The sequence below is a fragment of the Pseudomonas sp. Sample_24 genome, from assembly GCF_004307605.1.
Taxonomy (GTDB): Bacteria; Pseudomonadota; Gammaproteobacteria; order Pseudomonadales; family Pseudomonadaceae; genus Aquipseudomonas.
Genome location: NZ_RCNW01000033.1, coordinates 19071 through 27097, shown reverse-complemented (window position 1 = coordinate 27097; position 8027 = coordinate 19071). Strand labels below are relative to the sequence as shown.

The 8027-nt window shown below is 59.4% G+C and carries 8 protein-coding genes; 7 read left to right on the top strand and 1 reads right to left on the bottom strand.

Annotation, left to right across the window (positions count from 1 at the left end):
- On the bottom strand, positions 1-506 hold a 506-nt coding region (locus D8V06_RS01775; protein WP_130930322.1), incomplete at its 3' end, for a TetR/AcrR family transcriptional regulator.
- A 237-nt stretch (positions 507-743) separates the two neighbouring features.
- On the opposite strand from D8V06_RS01775, the gene D8V06_RS01770 reads away from it, so the two are divergent.
- The 7 genes from D8V06_RS01770 to D8V06_RS01740 all read left to right on the top strand — a co-directional run bounded on the left by D8V06_RS01770 (position 744) and on the right by D8V06_RS01740 (position 8025).
- On the top strand, positions 744-2015 hold the full coding sequence (locus D8V06_RS01770; protein WP_130930323.1) for an OprD family porin: 1272 nt from the start codon (positions 744-746) through the stop codon (positions 2013-2015).
- A 307-nt stretch (positions 2016-2322) separates the two neighbouring features.
- Entirely contained in the window at positions 2323-3147 is an 825-nt protein-coding gene (locus tag D8V06_RS01765) for an NAD(P)-dependent oxidoreductase (protein ID WP_130904765.1), read from the top strand.
- A 55-nt stretch (positions 3148-3202) separates the two neighbouring features.
- Positions 3203-4111: an SMP-30/gluconolactonase/LRE family protein gene (locus D8V06_RS01760; RefSeq protein ID WP_130930321.1), complete on the top strand. Its 909-nt coding sequence runs from the start codon at positions 3203-3205 to the stop codon at positions 4109-4111.
- A gap of 59 nt (positions 4112-4170) precedes the next feature.
- The gene (locus tag D8V06_RS01755) at positions 4171-5142 is read left to right on the top strand and encodes a TRAP transporter substrate-binding protein (protein ID WP_056852881.1); all 972 of its coding nucleotides are present in this window, start codon (positions 4171-4173) and stop codon (positions 5140-5142) included.
- Between the two features lie 78 nt (positions 5143-5220).
- Positions 5221-5748: a TRAP transporter small permease gene (locus D8V06_RS01750; RefSeq protein WP_056852882.1), complete on the top strand. Its 528-nt coding sequence runs from the start codon at positions 5221-5223 to the stop codon at positions 5746-5748.
- Positions 5749-7029 (top strand): TRAP transporter large permease, encoded by a 1281-nt coding sequence (locus tag D8V06_RS01745; RefSeq protein ID WP_056852883.1) that lies wholly within the window; start codon positions 5749-5751, stop codon positions 7027-7029.
- A 123-nt stretch (positions 7030-7152) separates the two neighbouring features.
- Positions 7153-8025 carry an aldose 1-epimerase gene (locus D8V06_RS01740; protein WP_130930320.1) on the top strand — a complete coding sequence of 291 codons (873 nt, stop codon included), beginning with the start codon at positions 7153-7155 and terminating at the stop codon, positions 8023-8025.
- Positions 8026-8027 lie beyond the last annotated feature (2 nt).

The following is an 8027-nucleotide window of genomic DNA, read 5'->3' as shown; positions in this document are numbered from 1 at the left end:
AAGTCGGCGTAGTGCTGGGTCGAGGCCCAGATCATGTACAGCAGGCTTGAAGGCTCCACCGGCAGGATGCGTTTGTCGTCCACCCACTGGCGGATCTTCGCTTCTTTCATCTTGGCCCAGTCATACAGGCTCGCATCCAGCGCTACGCCCAAGGTCGGCGCACCGTGGATGATTTCGTTGGCCCAGACTTTCGAGCCATACGGACGGCTGCGCGAATGGTTCATTTTTGCCCGGATGTAGCTGCTGAGCACTACGCGTGGGTCGTCGAACATCTCGAAGCACAGCGCGTCTTGCTTCCAGACTTCCAGCAGGTCGAACAACACCGCGCTGTACAACTCGGTCTTGGTGCTGAAGTAGTAGTGCAGGTTGGAGCGCGGAAGGTCTACTTCGGCGGCGATATCGGCCATGGCGGTGCTGCCGAAACCTTTCTCGGCGAAGACTTTTTCGGCCCCCAGCAGGATTTTCTCGACGTTACTGCGACGAATCTCGATCTTGTGATTGCCCATAAGGGCTCCCTGACAACAGCGTTAAACAAGACTATCACCCGCTCTGGCTTGGGGCGACAGGGCAAAACGAGAATCAACCTCCTATCAGCTGCGCGAGTCATCGTATAACTTCCGATTGACAACTCTGAAACGTCCCGTAAATAATCGCCGCCAATGTTGTACGACGACGTATGACAAACAATAAAAACAAAAAAGAAAGGGAACGTCACAGTGAGCAAACACGCGCGCAATTCGTCCATCCGCAGTTCACGCCCCACCTTCGCCCGTCGCCACACCCTCAGCCTGATCGGTTGCAGCAGCCTGGCCCTCGCCCTGCCCATGACCAGCCAGGCCGAAGGCTTTACCGATGACGCCAAAGCCACGCTGAACCTGCGCAATGCCTACTTCAATCGTAACTACACCAACCCTGCCTATCCTCAGGGCAAGGCCGAAGAGTGGACGCAGAACTTCATCCTCGACGCCAAGTCCGGTTTTACCCAAGGCCCGATCGGCTTCGGTGTGGACGTGCTGGGGATGTACTCGCAAAAGCTCGACGGCGGCAAAGGCACCGGTGGTACGCAACTGCTGCCGATACACAGTGACGGCCGCCCCGCCGATAACTTCGGGCGCCTGGGTGTAGCGCTCAAAGGCAAAGTGTCGAAAACCGAGTTGAAAGTCGGCGAGTGGATGCCGGTGCTGCCGATCCTGCGCTCCGACGACGGTCGTTCGCTGCCGCAAACCTTCCAGGGCGGCCAGGTGACTTCCACCGAAATCAGCGGCCTGACCCTTTACGGTGGCCAGTTCCGCCAGAACAGTCCGCGCAACGATGCGAGCATGGAAGACATGTTCATGAACGGCAGATCGGCGGCCTTCAGTTCCGACCGCTTCAACTTCGGCGGTGGTGAATATGCGTTCAACGAAAAGCGCACCCAGGTCGGCGTGTGGTACGCCGAACTCAGCGACCTTTACCAACAGCAGTATTTCAACCTGAGCCACAGTCAACCCATCGGTGCCTGGACCCTGGGTGCCAACCTTGGCTACTTCATCGGCAAGGAAGACGGCAGCGCGCTGGCGGGTGATCTCGACAACAAGACTGCATTCGCCCTGCTCTCGGCCAAGTACGGTGGCCATACCTTTTATGTCGGCTTGCAGAAACTCAGCGGTGACGATGCGTGGATGCGCGTCAACGGCACCAGCGGCGGCACCCTGGCCAACGACAGCTACAACTCCAGCTACGACAACGCCAAGGAAAAATCCTGGCAGGTACGTCACGACTACAACTTCGTCGCTTTGGGCGTTCCGGGCCTGACCCTGATGAACCGCTACATCAGCGGCGACAACGTGCACACCGGCACCATCACTGACGGCAAGGAATGGGGTCGCGAATCGGAACTGGCCTACACGGTGCAGAGCGGGCCGTTGAAGAACCTCAACGTCAAATGGCGCAACGCGAGCATCCGCAAGAATTTCAGCACCAACGAATTCGATGAGAACCGCTTGTTCATCAGCTATCCGATTTCGTTGTTGTAAGGGAGATTGATTGCAGGCACAGAATCACTATGGCGAGGGACTGTGGCGAGGGAGCTTGCTCGCGCTGGGTCGCGCAGCGGCCCCCTGCAAACTTCCAATAGTCCCGCTGTGTCTGCGTTCAAGACTGCTCTGCGGCCGAGCGGGAGCAAGCTCCCTCGCCACAGGATCAATGGATGCCGATTTAACCCTCCGTCAATTTCCACCAAAGTCGCGTTGACAAGATACAGAAAGCCTAACGATACTCCTGCGTAGTCGTACGACAACCTACAACGAACCAATAACAATAACCGCTTGTTCAGGGATTCCCATGACGACCACTGCAACCGCCCAAACGCCCTTCAATCGCCTGCTGCTGACCGGCGCCGCCGGTGGCCTGGGCAAAGTCTTGCGCGAAAGCCTGCGCCCGTATGCCAACGTCATTCGCCTGTCGGATATCGCCGAGATCGCCCCGGCCATCGATGACCGCGAAGAAGTGGTGCCCTGCGACCTCGCCGACAAGCAAGCCGTGCATCAACTGGTCGAAGGCGTGGACGCCATCCTGCACTTCGGTGGCGTGTCCACCGAGCACTCGTTCGAGCAGATCCTCGGCGCCAACATCTGCGGCGTGTTCCACATCTACGAAGCGGCACGCCGGCATGGCGTCAAACGCGTGATCTTTGCCAGCTCCAACCACGTTATCGGGTTCTACAAGCAAGACGAAGTCATTGATGCCCACTCGCCTCGTCGCCCGGACAGCTACTACGGCTTGTCCAAGTCCTACGGCGAAGACATGGCCACGTTTTACTTCGATCGCTATGGCATCGAGACCGTCAGCGTGCGCATCGGCTCGTCGTTCCCGGAGCCGCATAACCGCCGGATGATGAGCACCTGGCTGAGCTTCGACGATCTGACCCAATTGCTCGAACGCGCGCTGTACACCCCCAACGTCGGACACACCGTGGTGTACGGAATGTCCGACAACAAAGACATCTGGTGGGACAACCGCTACGCCGCCCACCTGGGCTACGTCCCACAGGACAGCTCCGAAGTGTTCCGCGAAAAAATCGAAGCGCAGCCAATGCCGGCCGCTGATGATCCGGCGCGGGTCTATCAGGGCGGTGCTTTTTGCGCAGCCGGCCCGTTCGGTGACTGAAACCAGAACGCTTACCACTTGATCCCACAACAAAAACCCAAGGGAATGAGTTGCCATGCAAGCCGAATTGATTGTCGATGCCCGTAACGCCGTCGGTGAAAGCCCGGTTTGGGTCCCCGAGGAAAATGCCCTGTACTGGGTCGATATTCCTGCCGGTGGCCTGCAACGCTGGAGCGCCGATACCGGGCACGTCCATGCCTGGAAAACCCCGGAAATGCTTGCCTGCATCGCCCGTCATCGCGACGGTGGCTGGGTCGCCGGCATGGAGAGCGGCTTCTTCCATTTGCACACGCACAACGACGGCAGCCTCCACAGCGAGTTACTGGCTGTCGTCGATCACGCCCGCCCCGACATGCGCCTCAACGATGGCCGCTGCGACCGCCAGGGACGTTTCTGGGCCGGCAGCATGGTGCTGAACATGGGCGCCAATGCGGCCAACGGTGCGCTCTATCGCTACAGCGCCGGGCAGCGTGGGCCGCTCGAGGCACAACTGAACGGCTTCATCGTGCCCAATGGCCTGGGTTTCAGCCCGGACGGCAAGACCCTGTACCTGTCGGATTCGCACCCCAATGTGCAACTGATATGGGCCTTCGACTACGACACCGTCAGTGGCACACCGTCCAACCGCCGAGTGTTCGTCGATATGAACCACTTCGACGGACGCCCCGACGGCGCGGCGGTGGATGCCGACGGCTGCTACTGGATTTGCGCCAACGACGCCGGCTTGATCCATCGTTTTACCCCTGACGGCCGTCTTGACCGCTCACTCAGCGTACCGGTGAAAAAACCCACCATGTGCGCCTTCGGTGGCAGTCGTCTGGACACCTTGTTCGTGACCTCGATTCGCCCGGGTGACGACCATGACGACCAGTCCCTGGCCGGCGGCGTGTTTGCTCTCGACGCTGGTGTCAGAGGCTTGCCCGAACCCCCATTCAACCCCTCGCCAACCGGATTCATAAGCTGACGCTTCTGCTGCACCGCTGTGCCTTGAATAAAAAAAACAACAAAACTGGAGACACCCCCATGAACTTCAAACGCACCTTGCTCGCCGCTGCACTCCCACTCGCCTTCACCCTCAGCAGCGCCGTCCACGCACTGGAAATCAAATTCGCCGACATTCATCCCGCCGGTTATCCGACCGTCGTGGCTGAAGAGCAACTGGGTAAAACCCTGGTGGCCGACAGCGACGGCAAACTGACCTTCAAGATGTTCGCCGGCGGCGTGCTCGGCTCGGAAAAAGAAGTGGTCGAACAAGCCCAGGTCGGCGCCATCCAGATGGCCCGGGTCAGCCTCGGCATCGTCGGGCCGGTGGTGCCGGATGTGAACGTGTTCAACATGCCGTTCGTGTTCCGCGACCAGGCGCACATGCGCAAGGTCATCGACGGTGAAGTCGGCGACGAGATCCTCGACAAAATCACCAACTCCGAATTCAACCTGGTGGCCCTGGCCTGGATGGATGGCGGCACCCGCAACATCTACACCAAGAAACCGGTCCGCAGCCTGGAAGACCTCAAGGGCATGAAGATCCGCGTTCAAGGCAACCCGATGTTCATCGAAACCATCAACGCCATGGGCGGCAACGGTATTGCGATGGACACTGGCGAAATCTTCAGCGCCTTGCAGACCGGGGTGATCGACGGCGCGGAAAACAACCCGCCGACGCTGCTCGAACACAACCACTACCAGAACGCCAAGTTCTACAGCCTGACCGGCCACCTGATCCTGCCTGAGCCGATCGTGATGTCGAAAATCACCTGGAACAAACTCACGCCGGAACAACAGGCCCTGGTGAAGAAGACCGCCAAAGCCGCGCAGGCCCAGGAACGCACCCTGTGGGATGCAAAATCCGCCAGCAGCGAAGAAAAGCTCAAGGCTGCCGGGGTTGAGTTCATCACCGTCGACAAAAAACCTTTCTATGAAGCTACCGCCTCGGTTCGCGAAAAATACGGCGCGCCTTACGCCGACCTGATCAAGCGCATCGAAGCCGTTCAGTAACCCTCCCTGCATTCAAGAAAGGCCCGGCGCCACAGACGCAGCTGTAGGTCTGTGCGCGCCCGGTTACGGTGGAACCCGATGAAGAATCTGCTGCTACGTTTCAATGACAAGCTCTACATGACCTGTATCTGGGTCGCCGGGCTCTCCGTTCTGGCCATTGCGCTGATCATCCCTTGGGGCGTATTTGCCCGATATGTGCTTGGCACCGGCTCCAGCTGGCCTGAGCCTACGGCGATTCTGCTGATGATGGTGTTCACTTTCATCGGCGCCGCCGCCAGCTACCGCTCCGGTTCGCACATGGCGGTGGCGATGCTCACTGACCGTATGCAACCGAATACGCGCAAGGCTGTGGGGGTGTTTTCTCAACTGTTGATGGCCACCATCAGCCTGTTCATGGCGATCTGGGGCACCAAGCTGTGTCTGTCGACCTGGAACCAGTTCATGAGTGCCCTGCCGACGCTGCGTGTGGGCATCACCTACATGCCGATTCCGGTGGGCGGCGTGTTGACGCTGATCTTTGTCCTGGAAAAACTCTTGCTCGGCGACCAGAGCAACCGTCGGGTCGTGCGTTTCGACCTCGTTGAAGAAAACGAAGGGGCTGCCTGAATGGACGCTTTTATTCTGCTGGGCAGTTTCATCGCGCTAATCCTGATCGGCATGCCTGTAGCCTATGCGCTGGGGCTCTCTGCGCTGATCGGCGCATTCTGGATCGACATTCCGTTCCAGGCACTGATGATTCAAGTGGCCGGGGGCGTGAACAAATTCTCCCTGCTGGCGATTCCGTTTTTTGTACTGGCCGGCGCGATCATGGCCGAGGGCGGCATGTCCCGCCGCCTGGTGGCGTTCGCCGGTGTGCTGGTGGGTTTCGTGCGCGGCGGCTTGTCGCTGGTCAACATCATGGCCTCGACCTTCTTCGGCGCGATCTCCGGGTCTTCGGTGGCGGACACCGCTTCGGTCGGTTCGGTGCTGATTCCAGAGATGGAGCGTCGCGGCTATCCCCGTGAATTCGCCACGGCGGTCACCGTCAGCGGTTCGGTACAAGCCCTGCTGACCCCACCTAGCCACAACTCGGTGCTCTACTCGCTGGCGGCTGGCGGCACGGTGTCGATTGCCTCGTTGTTCATGGCCGGTGTGGTGCCGGGCCTGCTGATGAGCGCGTGCCTGATGGTGCTGTGCCTGATCTTCGCCAAGAAACGCGACTACCCCAAGGGCGAAGTCATTCCGATGCGCGAAGCGCTGAAGATCTGCGGCGAAGCGCTGTGGGGCCTGATGGCGATGGTGATCATCCTTGGCGGCATTCTCTCGGGGATTTTCACCGCGACCGAATCGGCGGCCATCGCCGTGCTGTGGTCATTCTTCGTGACCATGTTCATCTACCGCGACTACAAGTGGAGCGAACTGCCGAAACTGATGCATCGCACGGTGCGCACGATTTCGATCGTGATGATCCTGATTGGCTTTGCCGCCAGCTTCGGCTACATCATGACGCTGATGCAGATCCCGGCGAAAATCACCACGATGTTCCTGACGCTGTCGGATAACCGCTACGTGATCCTGATGTGCATCAACGTCATGTTGCTGTTGCTGGGCACCGTGATGGACATGGCGCCGCTGATCCTGATCCTGACGCCGATCCTGATGCCAGTGATCCTGGGCATTGGCGTGGACCCGGTACAGTTCGGCATGATCATGCTGGTGAACCTGGGGATCGGATTGATAACACCGCCGGTGGGTGCGGTACTCTTCGTGGGGTCGGCCGTGGGTAAAGTCAGTATCGAATCGACCGTCAAGGCACTGCTGCCGTTCTACGGCGTGCTGTTCCTGGTGCTGATGGCCGTGACTTACATTCCTGCGCTGTCGCTGTGGTTGCCGCATCTGGTGTTGTAATCCTTGTCCTGCAGGAGCACGGCTTGCCGGCGATGGCGATCTCACGCATGCCATCGCCGGCAAGCCGTGCTTCTACAGAGGATGTCACTCTTGGCCCCTCCAACATTTCTACAGCTGGTTACCATGTCGCCAACCCTGCTCGAACTCGAAGACCCGTTCACCCGCCTCACCCTCGCCCCTGAACTGGGCGGCAGCATTGTAAATTGGACGGTGCGCAGCACGGGTCAACCGTTGTTGCGCCACGCCGACGCTCACGCCCTCAATACCGGCTTGCCCGGCAAACTGGGCTGTTTTCCTCTGGTGCCGTGGTCCAACCGAATTTCCGAAGGCGGTTTCAACTGCCCCGATGGCTGGCTCGCCCTGACACCCAACAGCCTCACCGATCCGCTGCCGATTCATGGCAGTGCCTGGCAGCAACCGTGGCAGGTGGTTTCGTCAACCGCCAATGAAGTGGTCCTGCAACTCGACAGCGCCTGCCCTTTTGCCTACTGCGCCCGTCAGCGCTTCCATCTGGACGATGGCAAGCTGAGCATTGAACTGAGCGTGACGCATCAGGCCGAACAAGCCGTCTGGCATGGTCTTGGGCTGCATCCGTATCTGCCGCGCACCGCCAACACCCGGTTGCTGGCGCCGGCTCGCCAGGTGTGGTTCTGCGATTCGACGAAATTGCCGACCCACTTGGGCTCAGTACCCGCACAATGGGACTTCCAGCAACTCAACGCGTTGCCCGAAACCCTGGTCGACAATGGCTTCTGCGAATGGGATGGTCGCTGCCTGATCCAGCAACCGGACCTCGGTTATGAGCTGGAATGCCAGGCCACCGACAGCAGTTATTACCTGCTGTACTGCCCCGTCGGCCTGGACTTTTTCTGTATCGAACCGGTCAGCCATCCCGTCAACGCACATCATCTGCCCGGTAGGCCGGGGTTACGCTTGCTGGAGCAAGGTCAAACCGTGCAATTGGCTTTCAGCCTGCAATATCGAGCGCTCCAGTAGCA

Bases quoted from the DNA above. Each gene is read 5' to 3' on its own strand.
- D8V06_RS01765 (WP_130904765.1), top strand. From the start codon at position 2,323: ATGACGACCACTGCAACCGCCCAAACGCCCTTCAATCGCCTGCTGCTG.
- D8V06_RS01760 (WP_130930321.1), top strand. From the start codon at position 3,203: ATGCAAGCCGAATTGATTGTCGATGCCCGTAACGCCGTCGGTGAAAGC.
- D8V06_RS01755 (WP_056852881.1), top strand. From the start codon at position 4,171: ATGAACTTCAAACGCACCTTGCTCGCCGCTGCACTCCCACTCGCCTTC.
- D8V06_RS01750 (WP_056852882.1), top strand. From the start codon at position 5,221: ATGAAGAATCTGCTGCTACGTTTCAATGACAAGCTCTACATGACCTGT.
- D8V06_RS01745 (WP_056852883.1), top strand. From the start codon at position 5,749: ATGGACGCTTTTATTCTGCTGGGCAGTTTCATCGCGCTAATCCTGATC.
- D8V06_RS01740 (WP_130930320.1), top strand. From the start codon at position 7,153: ATGTCGCCAACCCTGCTCGAACTCGAAGACCCGTTCACCCGCCTCACC.